Annotated in this window: 13 protein-coding genes; 6 read left to right on the plus strand and 7 right to left on the minus strand. The window is 63.1% G+C overall.

Annotated features, from left to right (window positions below; genetic code table 11):
* Window positions 1–48 precede the first annotated feature (48 nt).
* Both OIU19_RS13435 and acnA read right to left on the minus strand, forming a co-directional pair.
* Window positions 49–1,614, minus strand: coding sequence for a PAS domain-containing methyl-accepting chemotaxis protein (locus OIU19_RS13435; protein WP_186556299.1), 1,566 nt, complete (start codon window positions 1,612–1,614; stop codon window positions 49–51).
* A gap of 270 nt (window positions 1,615–1,884) precedes the next feature.
* Window positions 1,885–4,626: an aconitate hydratase AcnA gene (gene acnA / locus OIU19_RS13440; protein ID WP_186556300.1), complete on the minus strand. Its 2,742-nt coding sequence runs from the start codon at window positions 4,624–4,626 to the stop codon at window positions 1,885–1,887.
* Window positions 4,627–4,869: 243 nt separating this feature from the next.
* On the opposite strand from acnA, the gene rlmM reads away from it, so the two are divergent.
* A complete protein-coding gene (gene rlmM, locus OIU19_RS13445) occupies window positions 4,870–5,946 on the plus strand; it encodes a 23S rRNA (cytidine(2498)-2'-O)-methyltransferase RlmM (protein WP_264235398.1) in 1,077 nt (358 codons plus the stop codon).
* Between the two features lie 12 nt (window positions 5,947–5,958).
* Here the strand turns inward: rlmM and dsbG are convergent, their stop codons facing one another.
* The 3 genes from dsbG to dsbD are packed head-to-tail and all read right to left on the minus strand — an operon-like array spanning window position 5,959 to window position 9,267.
* Window positions 5,959–6,717, minus strand: coding sequence for a thiol:disulfide interchange protein DsbG (gene dsbG / locus OIU19_RS13450; RefSeq protein WP_264235399.1), 759 nt, complete (start codon window positions 6,715–6,717; stop codon window positions 5,959–5,961).
* Window position 6,718: 1 nt separating this feature from the next.
* Window positions 6,719–7,555, minus strand: a complete 837-nt coding sequence (locus OIU19_RS13455) for a TlpA disulfide reductase family protein (RefSeq protein WP_264235400.1) — start codon at window positions 7,553–7,555, stop codon at window positions 6,719–6,721.
* Entirely contained in the window at window positions 7,555–9,267 is a 1,713-nt protein-coding gene (dsbD, locus tag OIU19_RS13460) for a protein-disulfide reductase DsbD (protein ID WP_264235611.1), read from the minus strand. Before dsbD ends, OIU19_RS13455 begins: the two co-directional genes overlap by 1 nt.
* Window positions 9,268–9,485: 218 nt before the next feature.
* On the opposite strand from dsbD, the gene OIU19_RS13465 reads away from it, so the two are divergent.
* Both OIU19_RS13465 and OIU19_RS13470 read left to right on the plus strand, forming a co-directional pair.
* Window positions 9,486–10,169 (plus strand): response regulator transcription factor, encoded by a 684-nt coding sequence (locus OIU19_RS13465; protein ID WP_264235401.1) that lies wholly within the window; start codon window positions 9,486–9,488, stop codon window positions 10,167–10,169.
* Complete coding sequence (locus OIU19_RS13470; RefSeq protein ID WP_264235402.1) at window positions 10,166–11,488, plus strand: ATP-binding protein; 1,323 nt, start codon at window positions 10,166–10,168, stop codon at window positions 11,486–11,488. Before OIU19_RS13465 ends, OIU19_RS13470 begins: the two co-directional genes overlap by 4 nt.
* 61 nt (window positions 11,489–11,549) lie before the next feature.
* On the opposite strand, the gene OIU19_RS13475 is transcribed toward OIU19_RS13470, so the two are convergent.
* Complete coding sequence (locus OIU19_RS13475; RefSeq protein ID WP_264235404.1) at window positions 11,550–12,482, minus strand: siderophore-interacting protein; 933 nt, start codon at window positions 12,480–12,482, stop codon at window positions 11,550–11,552.
* Between the two features lie 149 nt (window positions 12,483–12,631).
* Between OIU19_RS13475 and tusA the strand changes: the two genes are divergently transcribed.
* Window positions 12,632–12,874, plus strand: a complete 243-nt coding sequence (tusA, locus tag OIU19_RS13480) for a sulfurtransferase TusA (RefSeq protein ID WP_186556308.1) — start codon at window positions 12,632–12,634, stop codon at window positions 12,872–12,874.
* A 60-nt stretch (window positions 12,875–12,934) separates the two neighbouring features.
* Window positions 12,935–14,077 (plus strand): 4-phosphoerythronate dehydrogenase PdxB, encoded by a 1,143-nt coding sequence (gene pdxB / locus OIU19_RS13485; RefSeq protein ID WP_264235406.1) that lies wholly within the window; start codon window positions 12,935–12,937, stop codon window positions 14,075–14,077.
* Between the two features lie 71 nt (window positions 14,078–14,148).
* Here the strand turns inward: pdxB and OIU19_RS13490 are convergent, their stop codons facing one another.
* Window positions 14,149–14,322, minus strand: a complete 174-nt coding sequence (locus OIU19_RS13490) for a PA1571 family protein (protein ID WP_186556310.1) — start codon at window positions 14,320–14,322, stop codon at window positions 14,149–14,151.
* Window positions 14,323–14,589: 267 nt separating this feature from the next.
* Between OIU19_RS13490 and OIU19_RS13495 the strand changes: the two genes are divergently transcribed.
* Window positions 14,590–16,353: an ABC transporter transmembrane domain-containing protein gene (locus OIU19_RS13495; protein WP_264235407.1), complete on the plus strand. Its 1,764-nt coding sequence runs from the start codon at window positions 14,590–14,592 to the stop codon at window positions 16,351–16,353.
* Window positions 16,354–16,739: the final 386 nt, after the last annotated feature.

Consider the following 16,739-nt stretch of genomic DNA (forward strand, 5'->3'; position numbering starts at 1 on the left):
GTGGGCCAGCTTATACGCTGCGATGGGCCGCCTCGCGGCCCCACAATTTCAGCGGTTGAAGCGCTCCACCAGCGAATATTGCGTACCTGCGGTGCTGGTCAGCTCTTCGCTGAGTAGCGCCGAATGCTGCGCCTGCTCGGCGGTTTGGTCGGCCAGCTCGGCAATGGTGCTGATGTTACGGCTGATTTCGTCGGCCACGGCAGTTTGCTCTTCGGTGGCAGCAGCGATCTGGGTCGCCATGTCGGTGATGTTGGCCACCGCTTCGCTGATACCCAGCAACGCCTGGTCGGCCTGCATTACCCGCTCTACACCTTCCTGAGCCTGGCGATGGCCGTTCTCCATGGTCAGCACGGCGCTGCTTGCAGTCTGCTGCAGCTTGGCGATCAGGCTGTGAATCTGCCCGGTGGATTCGGCGGTGCGTTGCGCAAGTTGGCGTACTTCATCGGCGACCACGGCAAAGCCGCGGCCCATCTCGCCGGCCCGGGCGGCTTCGATCGCAGCGTTGAGGGCCAGCAGGTTGGTCTGGTCGGCAATGCCTTTGATCACGTCAACCACACCACCGATCTCGTCACTGTCCTTGGCCAGTTGGGTCACGGTCAGGCCGGTCTCGCCCACGGCGCTCGATAGCCGCTCGATGGCATCGCGGGTTTCCCCGGCAATCTGCCTACCTTGGCTGGTCAGGCGATTGGCTTCCTGGGTGGCATCGGCCGTGCGCTGCACGTGGTTGGCCACTTCCTGGGTGGTGGCGGCCATCTGGTTGACGGCGGCGGCGACCTGTTCGGTCTCTACCCGTTGACGTTCCAGGCCCGAGGAGCTCTTGTGCGCCAACGCATCGGACTGACGGGCCTGATCGCTGAGGTGTTCGGCGCTGTCTTGCAGGCGGGTCAGGCAGGTTTTCATCCGCGCGTCCTGGCTGAGCATGGCCATTTCCAGGCGGGCCTGGACGCCGCGGCTGTCGGTGAACATCTGCGCGATCAACGGGTCGGAGGTGGTTTGTTCGGCCAGGCGCAGCAGGCGCTTGAGGCCGCGCTGCTGCCAGCTCAGACCCAGCAGGCCGAGCGGTACCGAGAGGCCCGCGGCCAGGGCGAAGCCCCAGGAATGCCCCAGCCAGTTGCCGATCAGGAAGCCGACCTGGCTGACCAGGATGAACGGCAGCCAGTCTTGCAGTACCGGCAGCCATTTATCGCGGCGCGGTATCGCCGACTTGCCCTGGTTGATGCGCTGGTACAGCGCTTCGGCGCGGCGGATCTGTTCGGCAGTAGGCTTGACCCGCACCGATTCGTAGCCGACCACCTGATTGTTATCGAAGATCGGCGTGACGTAGGCGTTGACCCAGTAGTGATCGCCAGACTTGCAGCGGTTCTTGACGATACCCATCCACGGCAGGCCCTGCTTGAGGGTCTGCCACATGTGGGCAAACACCGCAGGCGGCACGTCGGGGTGACGCACCAGGTTGTGCGCAGCACCGGTCAGCTCCTCGCGAGAGAAACCGCTGATCTCGATGAACGCATCGTTGCAGTAGGTGATCACACCCTTGGCGTTGGTGGTGGAGATCAACCGCTGTTGTGCAGGGAAAGTCCGTTCTCTCTGGGTAATCGGCTGGTTGTTACGCATGGGTCGTCAGGTCCGCAAGGCTTTCGATGGGTATCGGCAAGCCTCTGGTTTTATTGAATGAATATTTAACTTAGTTGATCTGGCGCAAGGGCTCGGTTGCTAACGTAAAGTAGCAAACGCGCGCTGTTCGCAGCAGTTGGCGGCAATGTTACTGAATTATTCCAGATTTCTGACGCTATGGTCGGATCATGACGCATTGTCCAGGCAAGGGCCAGCGTCGAGGCACCGATTTGGGGCGGGGACAGGGGGCGCTGCGCGCCCCCTTGATGCTCAGCTTGCGATCAGTTGGCGCAGTACGTAGTGCAAAATCCCGCCAGATTTGAAGTATTCAACTTCGTTGAGTGTATCGATCCGGCACAACACCTCGATCTGCTCCTGCTGGCCGTCTTCACGGGTGATGCGCAGCGTCAGGCTCATGCCCGGGCGAATTGTCGCGCCCGTGAGGCCCAGCAGGTCTATTTGCTCCTTGCCAGTCAGACCCAGGCTCTTGCGGGTTTGCCCGGCCTTGAACTGCAGGGCCAACACGCCCATGCCAATCAAATTAGAGCGGTGGATGCGTTCGAAGCTCTCCGCCAGCACGGCTTTGACCCCAAGCAAATTGGTACCTTTTGCCGCCCAGTCGCGGCTGGAGCCGGTGCCGTACTCCTGGCCGGCAATCACCACCAGCGGCGTGCCTTCGGCCTGATAGCGCATGGCAGCATCGTAGATCGAGAGCTTTTCGCCGCTGGGCACATGCAGGGTGTTGCCGCCTTCCTCGCCGCCAAGCATTTCGTTGCGAATGCGGATATTGGCGAAGGTGCCGCGCATCATCACTTCATGGTTGCCGCGGCGCGAGCCGTAGGAGTTGAAGTCACGAGGCTCCACGCCTTTGTCGCGCAGGTAGCGGCCAGCGGGGCTGTCGGCCTTGATGTTGCCGGCCGGGGAGATGTGGTCGGTGGTCACCGAATCGCCGAGCAGGGCCAGCACGCGCGCGCCGTGGATATCGGCGATGGTCGGCAAGGGACCGCCGATATCATCGAAGAATGGCGGATGCTGAATGTAGGTGGAGTCATCCTGCCAGACGTAGGTGGCCGCCTGCGGCACTTCGATGGCTTGCCACTGGGCATCGCCTGCGAAGACTTCAGCGTATTCCTTGTGGAACATGGCCGTATCGACTTTGGCCACAGCGTCGGCGATCTCCTGTTGGCTGGGCCAGATGTCGCGCAGGTACACCGGTTGGCCGTCTTTGCCGGTACCCAGCGGATCGCGGGTCAAGTCCAGGCGTACGCTGCCGGCCAGGGCGTAGGCCACGACCAGGGGCGGGGAGGCTAGCCAGTTGGTCTTCACCAGCGGATGCACCCGGCCTTCGAAGTTGCGGTTGCCCGACAGCACCGAGGCCACGGTGAGGTCGGCGCTGCCGATGGCTTTTTCGATGGCTTCATCCAAGGGGCCGGAGTTGCCGATACAGGTGGTGCAGCCATAACCCACCAGGTCGAAGCCCAGTTGGTCGAGGTACGGAGTAAGACCAGCAGCCTTGTAGTAATCGGTGACCACCTTGGAGCCGGGCGCCAGCGAACTCTTCACCCACGGCTTGCGCGTCAGGCCCTTTTCCACGGCTTTTTTCGCTACAAGTCCTGCCGCCATCATCACGCTGGGGTTGGAGGTATTGGTGCAAGAAGTGATCGCCGCGATCACTACCGCGCCATCACGCAGGGTGTAGGTTTGCCCGCCATGGCTGAAATCGATCTCGCCGGCCTGATCGGCATTGCCTACCGCCACGCCGCCGCCACCTTCGCTCTCCAGGCGGCCGACTTCTTTGGCCTGGGGTCTGGGTTGCAGATCGATGAAGCCGTTGAAGGCCTGGGCGACCTGCGACAGGGCAACCCGGTCCTGCGGGCGTTTAGGGCCAGCCAGGCTGGCCTCGACCTCGTGCATGTCCAGGGACAGGCTGTCACTGAACACCGGCTCCTGGCCAGGCAGGCGCCACAGACCCTGTTCTTTGCAATAGGCCTCTACCAGTTGCACGGTCTGTTCGGGACGCCCCGTGAGGCGCAGGTAATCCAGCGTAACTTGGTCGACCGGGAAGAAACCACAGGTTGCGCCGTACTCCGGGGCCATGTTGGCCAGGGTGGCGCGGTCGGCCAGCGGCAGCTGGGCCAGGCCATCGCCGTAGAATTCGACGAATTTGCCGACCACCCCCTTCTTGCGCAGCATCTGGGTCACGGTGAGCACCAAATCGGTGGCGGTAATGCCCTCGCGCAGTTTGCCGGTCAGCTTGAAGCCGATCACTTCCGGGATCAGCATCGATACGGGTTGGCCGAGCATGGCCGCTTCCGCCTCGATCCCGCCGACGCCCCAGCCGAGTACGCCCAGGCCGTTGATCATGGTGGTATGCGAGTCGGTGCCGACCAGGGTGTCGGGGAAGGCATAGGTGCGACCGTCTTCTTCGCCAGTCCACACGGTGCGGCCGAGGTATTCGAGGTTGACCTGGTGGCAGATGCCGGTGCCCGGCGGCACTACACTGAAGTTGTCGAAGGCGCTCTGCCCCCAGCGCAGAAACGCATAACGCTCACCGTTGCGCTGCATTTCGATGTCGACGTTCTCGGCAAAGGCGTTTTGGCTGGCATAGCGGTCGACCATCACCGAGTGGTCGATCACCAGGTCGACTGGTGACAGGGGATTGATCCGCTGTGGGTCGCCACCGGCCTTGGCCATGGCCGCACGCATAGCCGCTAGGTCGACCACCGCAGGTACGCCGGTGAAGTCTTGCATCAGTACCCGGGCAGGGCGGTATTGGATCTCGCGATCGGAGCGGCGATCTTTGAGCCACTGCGCCAGGGCTTGCAGGTCAGCGCCGGTAACGGTCTTGCCGTCTTCCCAGCGCAACAGGTTTTCCAGCAGCACCTTGAGCGACATGGGCAGGCGTTGCAGATCACCCAACTGGCGGGCTGCGTCAGTCAGGCTGTAATAGTGGTAGACGCGGTCGCCTACGTGCAGGGTTTTGAGGGTCTTCAGGCTATCGAGCGAGGGCATTGCCAACTCCTTCTGCGCCGGTGCCCGGCCCCTCGTGAAGGCCGGTGTCACCGCTCTGTACCGGTCCGCACGGTACGGACCTGGCTGAATGGTCAGGTTAGACCGATTTCCCGGTCCCGACCCTGTACTGGACAGGCGGGCCATGTCGCAGGTTCCGATCTTCCTTTATCATCGCCGCCCTGCCGGTGCGTGACGTGCGCTGGATCAAGGCTGGCGGTACCCGCCAGCGATGTGGAGTGAGAAATGAATACCCTGTTCATGCATTGCCGGCCCGGTTTCGAGGGCGAGGTCTGCGCCGAGATCAGCGAACACGCCGCCCGCCTGGGCGTTGCTGGCTACGCCAAGGGCAAGCCGCAGAGCGCTTGCGCCGAGTTTGTCTGCACCGAGCCGGACGGTGCCCAGCGCCTGATGCGTGAACTGCGCTTCACGCAGTTGATCTTCCCGCGCCAGTGGGCGCGCGGCAGTTTTGTCGAGTTGCCAGAAACCGACCGCATCAGCGTGCTGCTCGAACACCTGGCGGATGCGCCGGTTGCCGGTAGCCTGTGGCTGGAAGTGGTCGACAGCAACGACGGCAAGGAGCTGTCGACCTTCTGCCGCAAGTTTGAAGTGCCGCTGCGCAAAGCCCTGGAAAAGGCTGGGCGCTTGGTCGACGATGCCAACCGTCCGCGCTTGCTGCTGACCTTCATCAGTGGGCGCCGGGTGTTTGTCGGTGTATCGGAGGCGAACAATTGCGCGCTGTGGCCGATGGGCATCCCGCGCTTGAAATTCCCCCGGGAAGCGCCAAGCCGCTCGACGCTCAAGCTGGAAGAGGCATGGCATCAGTTCATCCCGCGTGATCAGTGGGAGCAGCGCCTGCACGATGACATGACCGGGGTCGACCTTGGCGCATCGCCAGGTGGCTGGACCTACCAGCTGGTCAAGCGTGGCATGCTGGTGACCGCCATCGACAATGGCCCGATGGCTGAAAGCTTGATGGATACTGGCCTGGTGCAGCATTTGATGGCTGATGGCTTCACCTGGCAGCCCAAGCAGATGGTCGACTGGATGGTCTGCGATATCGTCGAGAAGCCTGCGCGCAGTGCGGCGCTGATCGAGACATGGCTGGGTGAGGGGCTGTGCCGTGAGGCGGTGGTCAACCTCAAGCTGCCGATGAAGCAGCGCTACGCCGAGGTGCGGCGCTTGCTCGATCGTATCGAGGAGGGCTTCAAGGCGCGCAAGATCAAGGTTTCGATCGCCTGCAAACAGCTGTATCACGACCGCGAGGAAGTTACCTGTCATCTGCGCAGGCTGGATCTCAAGCCGCGTAACGGCGCGGCTTGATCACGCGCTGACTCAGCGCTTGCCGAGGATCTTGCCGAGCGTTTCCGGGCGTGGGGCGCCTTGCTGGCTTTGCAGGCGTCCCTGTTCGTCCAGGTAGAAGATCGCCGGGGTGGCTGCCAGCCCCAGCTCTTCCATCAAGGCCAGGTTGCTGTCGAGCTGTTTTTGCACGTTCTCGGGGATCTTATCCAAGGCCTTGAGGCTGCTGGCCTTGCCGGCTTTCTCATGCTGTTGCAGCGCCTTGGCCGGGTCTTTGGCGGCCAACAGCGCGGCCGACTTGCCAGGGCTGTCCTCGCGAATGATACCGACCATGATGTGGCGCAGCTGCACCTTGCCAGCCTCGACCCAAGGGCGTGCCTGCTGCCAGAACATGTTGCAGTAAGGGCAATTGGGGTCGCTGAATAGATACACCGTGCGCGGTGCGTCGGGCTTGCCATCGGCGATCCAGGCGGTCTTTTCCATCTTCGCCCAGATGGCCTTGCTCATCGGCTTGTACACCAGCTTTTCCAGCGGCTCGGCGCTGAGGTCCTGGCCTTGCTCGTCGAACAGACTGCCGACCAGTACATGCTTGCCGTCGGGTGTCAGGTACAGGGCAATGCCGTTGTTCTGGTATTCAGCGGCATAGCCGCGCAGGCCGTTGGGCGCGTCGAAGCTACCCTTGATCACTGCGCCCTTGGCTTGGAGTTGCTGGATTGCCTGGGGCAGTTCCTCGGCGTGCAGCAGCGGGGCTGCCAGCAGCACGAGGGTCAGTGGCAGGAGCGCATTCAATCGCATGTCAATTTCCTTTTAAGGCGGAGGCGGGCAGGTTGACCTGCTCGAAGGGTTCCAGGGCGTGGTGCAGGCTGGCGCGGGACAGTTCACCCAGGTGGCTGCCGACCAGTCGCCCTTCGGCGTTGTAGAACAAGGTGGTGGGCAGGGCCAGTGAGCCGACCCGCTGGGCCAGTTGGCCGCTGCCATCGAACAGGACGTGGGTCAGGCTCAGGCCAGTGGTTGCCAGAAAGGTGCTGACGTTCTCTGGCGTCTCGCCCTGGTTGACGAACAGGAAGGTCACATGCGGATAGTCGTGCTGGGCTTGCTGGAGCACCGGCATTTCACGCCGGCACGGCGGGCACCAGGTCGCCCAGATATTGATCACCAGTGGCTTGCCGCGGTAGTCGTGCAGGGCCATGGATTTGCCAGCGGCGGTGCGCAAGGTCAGGGCAGGCAGCTCGGTGCCCTTGCTGTACAGGTGGCTACCAAGGCTCGCTAGCACCCAGAACAGTGCGCCACTGGCCAGCGCCCAGCCCAGTGGCTGGCGCAAGCCGGGCTGGCGCCAGCCCTGCCAGAGGGTGCCAAGCACGATCCCGACCAGGCCACCCCAGAACAGAAAACCGCCATCGCGAATATCGATGATCTGCAGCGGTTCGTCGCGGTACATCGGCCAATAGAGCAGAACGAAGCCCAGGCGCGCGCCGAGCACCCCTAAAACGAACAGGTTGAACAGCGCCGACTCCGGACTTTGCCCACCGCGCCGAGCGACCCACCAACCGACCACGCAGGCAATGCCGAGCGCTGCGAGTAGCAACAGGTGGTTCAGGGCGATGGTCAGCGGCCCAAGGGTTACGGTCAGCATCAGCCTTGGCTCCTGGTCTGTGCCCAATGTTGCAGAAAACCGCTCGCGTCCACTTCACCGGTGATGCGCCGCGCACGGCGCTCGTTCCCTTCTGGGCCGATCCAGATCAGGCTTGGCGGACCGGGCACCTGATAGCGTTGCAGCAGTGCCCGGCTAGCTGGGCTGTCGGCAGTTACGTCCAGACGCAGCAGGTGTACACCGGCCAGGCTGTTGAGCACATCGGGCCGGGCGAAGACCTGCTTCTCCATGACCTTGCACGATACGCACCAGTCGGCATAGTAGTCGACCAGCACCCATTGGCCACGGTCCTTGGCGGCATCCAGTTCGCGTTGCAGGTCTTCGGGTCGGCTGACAGTGATGAAGGCATCCTCGGCTTTAGCCGCAGCTGGCGTATTGCTACCGGCAAACGGCTGCAAGGGTTGCCACAGGTCGCTACTGCCAGCAGCGGCGCCAACCAGCAATAGTCCGCCCCACAGTGCACCGAGCAAGGGAATCGCCCGCAGTGCAGGCAGACGCTGCAGGGCGGGCCAAGCCGCCCAGCCCAGGGCGATCAACCAGCTGCCGCTAAGGCCCAGCAGCAGTGGAGCGGGCAGCAGGGTGCGCACCGTGTACAGCGCCATGGCCAGGAACACGAAGCCGAACAGACCTTTGACCAGATTCATCCAGGCGCCTGGGCGTGGCAGATAGCGGTTGCCCAAGGTCACCAGCAACAGCAGTGGCACACCCATGCCCAAGCCCAGGCTGAACAGTACCAGCGCGCCGTGCAGCACATCGCCACTCTGCGCGATGTAGAGCAGCGCACCGGCCAGCGGCGCGGTCATGCATGGCCCCATCAGCAAGCCGGACAGCGCACCGAGCAGCGCCGCGCCGTACAGGTTGCCGCCACGCGTGCCTTGCCCTGCGCGATCGAGGCGGTCGCGCAGGGCCGTGGGCAATTGCAGCTCGAAAGCGCCAAACATGGGCAACGCGAGCAGCACAAACAGCCCGGCCAGGCTGCCCAGCAGCCAGGGTTGTTGCAACCACGCTTGCAGGCTGGCGCCCAGCAGTGCGGCGACTACGCCCAGGCCTGCGTAGACCAGCGCCATGCTCAGCACATAGACCCCCGCCAGCAACCAGCCACGCCGGGCGCTGGCGCCGTTGCCCAGGACCAGCCCCGCCAGGATCGGCAGCATTGGCAGCGAGCAGGGGGTGAACGCTAGCAGCAGGCCCAGGCCGAAGAAGGCCAGCAGGCCCCAGAGCAGATTGTCCTGCTGCAGGTTGCTGGCTAGGGCCTGGTCGCTGGCTTGGTTGGCGACTGTTGCGCTGCTGCTGTTGCCTAGATCGATGGCGGTAGTTTGCGGCGGGTAGCACAGGCCGGCATCAGCGCAGCCCTGCCAGCCCAGGCGCAGCTGGCCGCTGGCTTCGGCCGGCAACAGCAGTTCAAGCTCGCTGCGGTAGATCGCGCTGTCGCCGAAGAACTCGTCGTGATGGTTCAGCGCTGCTGGCAGTTGCGGGTGTTGTGCGGGAGGCAGGCCGTCGAACTTCAGCCGTTTCTGATAGAGGTAGTAGCCTTCCTTGATCTGGAAATGTACGCGCATCTGGCCTGATGGCAGGCGGTCGTGGGTGAGGACGAACGCTTGGTTGACGGGCAGGAAGTCAGATTTGACGTCGAACGGATTGGCCTGCAGAGGCCCCGCCAGCAGAAAGGTCAGGATGATCAGGAAAACGCGCATGTATTGGCCTTGGTAATGCAGATAAGTGGCCATGCTGGCCTGGGTCGATTAACCGAGAGTTAACCCGGAATTACTCACCTGCTGATTCGGAGGAGTGGCTCATGCGCCCTGAGCGGTAATGGCCGATGCCCAGCCGCGACGAACCGCGCATCAGCGGTCATAATCCTCACTTAATCACCGTGTGGCGCAATACTCATCCCCCGATTGGAGACCACCCCATGCACGTACTGCTCTGCGAGGACGACGACCTGATCGCCAGTGGCATCTGCTCCGGCCTCGCCGCCCAGGGTCTGACCGTAGATCGGGTGGCCAATGCGTCCTCGGCGCAGGCGTTGCTCAAGGCCGCGCAGTTCGATGTGATGATCCTCGACTTGGGGTTGCCTGACGAAGATGGCCTGAAGCTTCTGCGCCGTTTGCGTCAGCAAGGCGAGACGCTGCCGGTCTTGGTGCTGACCGCCCGCGATGGCGTGACCGACCGGGTCGATGGGCTGCAGGCCGGTGCCGACGATTACCTGCTCAAGCCGTTCGACCTGCGAGAACTGGCCGCCCGCCTGCATACCCTGATGCGGCGCATGGCTGGGCGCGCGGTCAACATCATCGAGCACGGTCCTCTACACTACGACCCCAGCAGTTGCGAAGCGACCCTGGCCGGCCAACCGGTAGACTTGTCGCGGCGCGAGCAGGCCTTGCTCCAGGCGCTGCTGCAGAATCCAGGGCGAGTGCTCTCCAGCGAACAACTCAAGGATTGCGTCTACGGCTTCAGCGACGAAGTCGAGAGCAACGCGCTGAACGTTCACATCCACCACCTGCGGCGCAAGCTGGGCAACAGCATCGTCGAGACCGTTCGCGGCCTCGGCTATCGCCTGGGCCCGGCGCAGGCACCTGAAGAGATTGCCCCATGAGCTTGCGTGTGCGTCTGTCGCTGATCCTGGGCAGCGCTTTCATCCTGATCTGGGCGCTGGCGGCGGCGTGGATGTTGCGCGACCTGCGCCAGCAGATGATGTTTTCCCTCGACCAGCGCCTGGTGGCCTCGGCGCGCATGGTCGCCGGGCTGATCGACCAGCTCCCGCAACCGCTGGCGACCAAGGGCGAGGATGCGCACTTTTCCGCCGACCAGCTCAGCGTGCCGGATGGCATGGCCTGCCAGGTCAGTTCGCTACGCGGCGAGATCCTCGCCAGCAATCACAAACACGACGGCGCCATGGACGACCAGAGCAGCGGCTTTCGCGATCAGACCATCGATGACGCCCGCTGGCGCACCTTCACCTACAACCATGGCGATGTGCGCATCACCACCGCTGACCGTAACCAGGAGCGAGAGGCACTGAACCAGTCGATCCTGCTGGCGGCCTCGGCGCCGGTGCTGATGGCGCTGCTCGGTAGCCTCGGTTTGCTCTGGATCGGCCTGGGCAAGGGCCTGGAACCGCTCAATCGAATGCGCGATGCCTTGCGCAAGCGACGTGCCGATAGCGTCGAGCCGTTGCAGGTGGCGGGTATGCCCAGCGAGCTGCAGCCCTTGCTCGAAACTCAGAACCAGCTGTTCTTGCGGATCGCTCAGACGCTGGAGCGTGAGCGGCGCCTGACGGACGACGCCGCCCACGAGCTGCGCAGCCCGTTGACCGCGATCAAGACCCACCTGCAAGTGGCGCAGATGACCGACGGCGCCGTGCGTGATCAGGCCCTGGCGCATGCCGAGCAGGGCGCAGATCGCATGCATCGCACCTTGGAGCAGTTGCTGCTGTTGGCTCGGGTAGAGGGCAGTCTGTCATTCGACGATGGTGTGCAGTGCAGTGCCGAGCAGGTCGCGCGCCAAGCCGTGCAGGATGCCGGCGGGGGGGACAACCGGCGGATCATTGTCCGCTTGCCGGAAGATGCCACCCGGATCTACCTCGGTATTCCGGCACCGCTAGCGGTGGCGGCGCTGCGCAACCTGCTCGACAACGCCCTGCGTCATGGCGGGGATGCGCCCGTGGAGCTGGAGTTGCAGATGGCCGATGGGCAGGTCGGGTTCATGGTTCGCGACCATGGCCCAGGGATCAAGGATGGTGATCTTGAGCACCTGACCGAACGCTTTTGGCGCAACAGCCAGAGCGGTGGCTGTGGCTTGGGTTTGGCGATCGTTCAGGCGATTGTCCAGCGCTGCGCCGGTAGTTTGCGCTTTGACAGCCGCAGCGATGGCTTGCGGGTCTGGTTGCAGGTGCCTGCACGTTCGGGGCACTGATCGTCAGCTGGCCCCTTCGCCATGCAAAGCCATGAAGGGGCCATGACTTACCTGTCAGGCGCTATTCAAAACTGCGCCCGGCACGCCAATAGCCCATCAATGTCAGGCTATTGCGATCCAGCCCGCGTTCTTTGATCAGGTAGCGGCGAATGTCCATGACCGTGGCCGATTCACCCGCGACCCAGGCATAGAACTCGCTGCTCTCGCCGCTGGCCAGCTCCCACAAAATGCGCTGCTCGATGTCCACCTCTTCCAGCTTTACCGCTGCTGGGGCGACCGTGCTAGGCAGTGTGGCCAGCTCGCGAACAGCATGGCTCATGGCATGCCCGTGATCGCAGCGCAGCAAGTCGCGCGGCAACCAATGCAGCCTGGTGGCGGGGCTGTACGAGAGCGCTAGACAGTCGGCTTGCAACGGCACCTCGATAAATACCTCGACAGGCAGTTCAGGTTGGGTTTCGGCCAACTGCTCGAGAATGCCCGTGATCGCCGGCAGCGCGGTTTCATCGCCCACCACCAGCACCCGCTTGACCGCCTGTGGCGGCTTCCACTCATAACCTCCCGGGTCTCCCCGGTAGACCAGGTTGGGTGCGACCATCTGTAGGCAATCACCGATGCGCGCCTGGGTGGCCCAGGCCGAGGCGGGGCCATTGACGCCATGCAGGACGAAATCTATCGCGACTTCGCCTGTCTCGCGGTCCAGGCTGCGGATGGTGTAGGTGCGCATCGGCGGCATGTGCGCGGCGGCCAGGTTGCGCCGGGCCTGTTGCCATTGGCCGTCCTTGGGCAGCTTCGGCGGTTGGCCAGAGGGCGAGGGGAAGAACACCTTGACCCGTTGATCAGGTGCCAGGGTGCTCATCAGGCGCACCTCTTCGCCGCTAAACACATAACGGCACAGCGAAGGGCTTAGCGGTTGGATGGCGTTGAGCTGAATGTCGAAAATGCGATAGGCCGTTGCCTTGCTCCGGCGGATCAGGCCGGACAGGAAGGAGGTCATCAGTTGTACCTCATGCTTGAGGGAAGGTACTGAAGGGACGACCGGGCACTGCAACGAATTAGCGCAGACCTGCGCGGGTGACCTGGCTGATGAGGATGGCCCTTGGTTCGCGCTTGAGCGACAATGGGCACCCATCCGCGGAGTAGCCCATGACCGATTTCACCCCTGACGCCGTCCTCGACGCCTCCGGCCTGAACTGCCCTGAGCCGGTAATGATGTTGCATCAGCACGTACGCAACCTGGCCGCTGGCGGCTTGCTCAAGGTGATCGCCACCGACCCGTCGACCCGCCGCGACATCCCTAAGTTCTGTACCTTCCTTGGGCACGAGCTGCTCGAACAGCAAGAGCAGGCCGGCACCTACTTGTACTGGATCCGCAAGAAGGCCGACTGAACCGCGCTGGATCGAGCCCGCCGTAGCGCCTACACTGCGTTCCCCTGACAGGAGAGCGCCATGCTGATAGTTGCCGACGAGAATATCCCGCTGCTCGATGCCTTCTTTGCCGGATTTGGCGAGATCCGCCGTTATCCCGGACGCAGCATCGACGCGCAGTGCGTCAAGGACGCTGACGTGCTGCTGGTACGTTCGGTGACTCGCGTCGACCGGCAGCTGCTGCAGGGCAGCAAGGTGCAGTTCGTCGGAACCTGCACCATCGGCACCGATCATCTGGACCTCGATTACTTCGCCCAAGCTGGCATCCACTGGAGCAGTGCACCGGGCTGCAACGCACGCGGCGTGGTCGATTACGTGCTGGGCAGTCTGCTGACGCTGGCCGAGCTCGATGGCGAAAACCTCGCCGAGCGGGTCTATGGCGTGGTGGGCGCAGGGCAGGTCGGTGAGCGCCTGGTGCGCGTTCTTCATGGCCTGGGCTGGAAGGTGTTGGTCTGCGATCCGCCGCGCCAGGCCGCTGAAGGGGGTGACTTTGTCGACCTGCAAACGCTGCTTGAACAGTGTGACGTGATCAGCCTGCACACGCCGCTACAGCGCGACGCTGAGCACAGCACCTGGCACTTGCTGGGGCGAGAGCAACTGGCGCAGTTGCGTCCGGGCGCCTGGCTGATCAACGCCAGCCGTGGGCCGGTAGTGGATAACCAGGCCCTGCGCGATCTGCTGCTGGAGCGTGACGACGTACATGCGGTGCTGGACGTCTGGGAGCGCGAGCCTGAGGTCGATCTCGACCTGGCTGACCTTTGCACCTTGGCTACGCCGCATATCGCCGGCTACAGCCTGGATGGCAAACAGCGCGGCACTGCGCAGATCTACCAGGCATTGTGCAAGGCGCGTGGTGAGGCTGAGCAGGTGCAGTTGGCAGACTTGCTGCCCGAACCTGACCTTGCTCAGATCGAACTCAATGCCAGCAGTGACCCAACCTGGGCCCTGGCGACCTTGTGCCGGGCGGTGTATGACCCACGCCGAGACGATGCTGATTTTCGTCGCAGCCTCAGTGAAGATCCGGTCCAGCAGCGGGCGACGTTCGACATGTTGCGCAAGCATTACCCTCAGCGGCGCGAGATCGAGGGGCTGGCGGTGAGGTTGCGGGGCGAGTCGCCGCAGTTGGCGCAGATGGTCAATGCGTTGGGGGCTGTGCTGGTCTGATTGTCCCGCGATGCTTATGTATCGCCCAATAAAAACCCGGCGCATGCGCCGGGTTGAGTCAATTCTGTTTATCAGGCCTTGTTCGAGCGTTCGACGCGGCTTTTTTCCAGGTCCTCGCAAGCCTTTTTGATCATCTCATCGGTGATCGGGACCTCGCGGCCCTGGGCATCGATGATCGAGCCGCAATCCAGGTCGTGCTGTGGCTTGGTGGTCTTAGGCGTTTCGCTGCTATGTTGCAAGCTCATTTCCTGTCTCCTCATCAGGTTCAAGCTCAGGGTATCCCCTTGCCGTGACTGGCCTGTGACAGCTCCTTGGGCGTCACGACAAGGACAGTCCATCAGAAACCGCGGCAAAGCTCCAGAAGCACTTTAGAACGATAAGCTATAGCCACTGGCGCAAGCTTGCCATCGGACATGCCCCGGTCATTAATGCGATCCCCTGCAAGAGGCCTGAGTTCCGCCCGTGTAGATGAATGGTAGGCTGAGCGCTTCCTTGGCTAGATGATCTGCGTCATGCCCGATCCTGTTACTTCACGTCAGCGCCGCGCCCTGCGCCTGGGCTGGCAGTTCCTGCAACCGTACCGCAAGCAGATGCTCCTGGCTTTGCTGGCGCTGGTGGTCACTGCGGGCATTACTTTGTCGATGGGGCAGGGCATCCGCCTGCTGGTGGACCAGGGCTTCATGACCGGTTCGGCCCACCAGCTCAACCAGACCCTGGGCCTGTTCATGCTGCTGGTGGTCGCCTTGGCAGTGGGCACCTTCAGCCGTTTCTACCTGGTGTCGTGGATTGGTGAACGCTGCGTAGCTGACATCCGCCGGGCCGTGTTCGATCATCTGATCGGCCTGCACCCTGGGTTTTTCGAAGACAACCGCAGCTCGGAGATTCAGTCGCGCTTGACCGCTGATACAACGCTCCTGCAATCGGTGATCGGCTCGTCGCTGTCGATGTTCCTGCGTAATGCGCTGATGGTGCTGGGGGGCGTGGTACTGCTGTTTATCACCAACCCCAAGCTCACCAGTATCGTGGTGCTGGCTTTGCCGTTGGTGTTGGCGCCGATCCTGTTGTTCGGTCGGCGAGTGCGCAGCCTGTCGCGCCAGAGCCAGGATCGGGTGGCCGATGTCGGCAGCTACGTGGCCGAGACGCTCGGCCAGATCAAGACGGTGCAGGCCTACAACCATCAGCCATTGGATCGCGAGCGCTTCGCTGAGACGGTAGAGGCTGCGTTCACTGTCGCGCGGCGACGCATTGCCCAGCGGGCGTGGCTGATTACCTTGGTGATCGTGCTGGTGCTGGGCGCGGTGGGGGTGATGCTCTGGGTGGGCGGCATGGATGTGATCGCCGGGCGTATCTCCGCGGGTGAGTTGGCAGCCTTCGTGTTCTATAGCCTGATCGTCGGCAGTGCCTTTGGCACCCTCAGTGAGGTGATCGGTGAGCTACAGCGTGCGGCGGGGGCGGCAGAACGTATTGCCGAGTTGCTGGCGGCGCAGAGCGCGATCCTCGCCCCGGTCGGCGCAGTTGCCCGAGCCGGTGAGCGAGCTAGCGGCCGTATCGAGCTGCGTGAGGTGGTTTTTGCCTATCCATCACGACCGACGGTAGCGGCTTTGGATGGCTTGAACCTGCTCGTCGAGCCGGGGCAGACCCTGGCATTGGTCGGCCCCTCGGGGGCGGGTAAATCGACCTTGTTCGACCTGCTGCTGCGTTTCTACGACCCGCAACAAGGGGTGATTCTGCTCGATGGCCAGCCGCTGACAGCATTCGACCCGACTGCCCTGCGTCGCCAGTTTGCCTTGGTGGCGCAAAACCCAGCGCTGTTTCGCGGCACGGTGGAGGCCAACATCCGTTACGGTCGCCCTGATGCCAGCTTCGCCGACGTCGAGGCAGCAGCGCGTGGCGCGCATGCCCATGAGTTCATCCAGCAACTGCCCCAAGGCTATCAAACATTGCTGGGGGAGGGTGGCATCGGCCTGTCTGGCGGCCAGCGGCAGCGCCTGGCCATTGCCCGGGCGCTGCTGGTCGATGCGCCGATACTGCTGCTTGACGAGGCCACCAGTGCTTTGGATGCGCAAAGCGAACACCTGATCCAGCAGGCATTGCCGAGCCTCATGGCGGGGCGCACAACGCTGGTGATCGCTCATCGACTCGCCACTGTGCAGCACGCCGAGCGGATTGCGGTGATCGACAAAGGCCGCATCGTCGCGGTGGGCAGCCACCGGCAATTGGTCGAGGAAAACCCGCTATACGCAAGGCTTGCCCAGCTGCAGTTCACCGCGAACTAAAATTTGTCGCCGCTTGGCGGGCGGATGTAGTTGATTTGTAACATTTCTGTAGCAATTGCCTGAGACTATCTGGCTCAGCTGTGACGTAAGTGCTCGACCTAGCTGCTATCGAACGATGGCAGCTTTTTTTTGGCCTGCGAACGAGGACAAGGATGTCTGTCGCGGCGCTGTTTCGGCACGCCGTTTTCTTCCCTCCTTGTTCCCGAGAACCGCGATGTTGCGTAAATCCCTCCGCGTACAAATCCTCTCTTTGCTCGGCGGCAGCCTGGCGGCGATGTTGCTGATTGCCCTGGTGTGCTTCCAGTTCCTGTCGTCCAGCGTGCGTGGCTATGCCGAGCTGGTCGACGGCCCGCTACGCGCTTCGCAATTGATCGATGAGGCCAACC

This window comes from Pseudomonas sp. BT-42-2 (assembly GCF_025847435.2).
GTDB classification, from domain to species: Bacteria; Pseudomonadota; Gammaproteobacteria; order Pseudomonadales; family Pseudomonadaceae; genus Aquipseudomonas; species Aquipseudomonas urmiensis.

Bases quoted from the DNA above. Each gene is read 5' to 3' on its own strand.
- OIU19_RS13435 (WP_186556299.1), bottom strand. From the start codon at position 1,614: ATGCGTAACAACCAGCCGATTACCCAGAGAGAACGGACTTTCCCTGCA.
- acnA (WP_186556300.1), bottom strand. From the start codon at position 4,626: ATGCCCTCGCTCGATAGCCTGAAGACCCTCAAAACCCTGCACGTAGGC.
- rlmM (WP_264235398.1), top strand. From the start codon at position 4,870: ATGAATACCCTGTTCATGCATTGCCGGCCCGGTTTCGAGGGCGAGGTC.
- dsbG (WP_264235399.1), bottom strand. From the start codon at position 6,717: ATGCGATTGAATGCGCTCCTGCCACTGACCCTCGTGCTGCTGGCAGCC.
- OIU19_RS13455 (WP_264235400.1), bottom strand. From the start codon at position 7,555: ATGCTGACCGTAACCCTTGGGCCGCTGACCATCGCCCTGAACCACCTG.
- dsbD (WP_264235611.1), bottom strand. From the start codon at position 9,267: ATGCGCGTTTTCCTGATCATCCTGACCTTTCTGCTGGCGGGGCCTCTG.
- OIU19_RS13465 (WP_264235401.1), top strand. From the start codon at position 9,486: ATGCACGTACTGCTCTGCGAGGACGACGACCTGATCGCCAGTGGCATC.
- OIU19_RS13470 (WP_264235402.1), top strand. From the start codon at position 10,166: ATGAGCTTGCGTGTGCGTCTGTCGCTGATCCTGGGCAGCGCTTTCATC.
- OIU19_RS13475 (WP_264235404.1), bottom strand. From the start codon at position 12,482: ATGACCTCCTTCCTGTCCGGCCTGATCCGCCGGAGCAAGGCAACGGCC.
- tusA (WP_186556308.1), top strand. From the start codon at position 12,632: ATGACCGATTTCACCCCTGACGCCGTCCTCGACGCCTCCGGCCTGAAC.
- pdxB (WP_264235406.1), top strand. From the start codon at position 12,935: ATGCTGATAGTTGCCGACGAGAATATCCCGCTGCTCGATGCCTTCTTT.
- OIU19_RS13490 (WP_186556310.1), bottom strand. From the start codon at position 14,322: ATGAGCTTGCAACATAGCAGCGAAACGCCTAAGACCACCAAGCCACAG.
- OIU19_RS13495 (WP_264235407.1), top strand. From the start codon at position 14,590: ATGCCCGATCCTGTTACTTCACGTCAGCGCCGCGCCCTGCGCCTGGGC.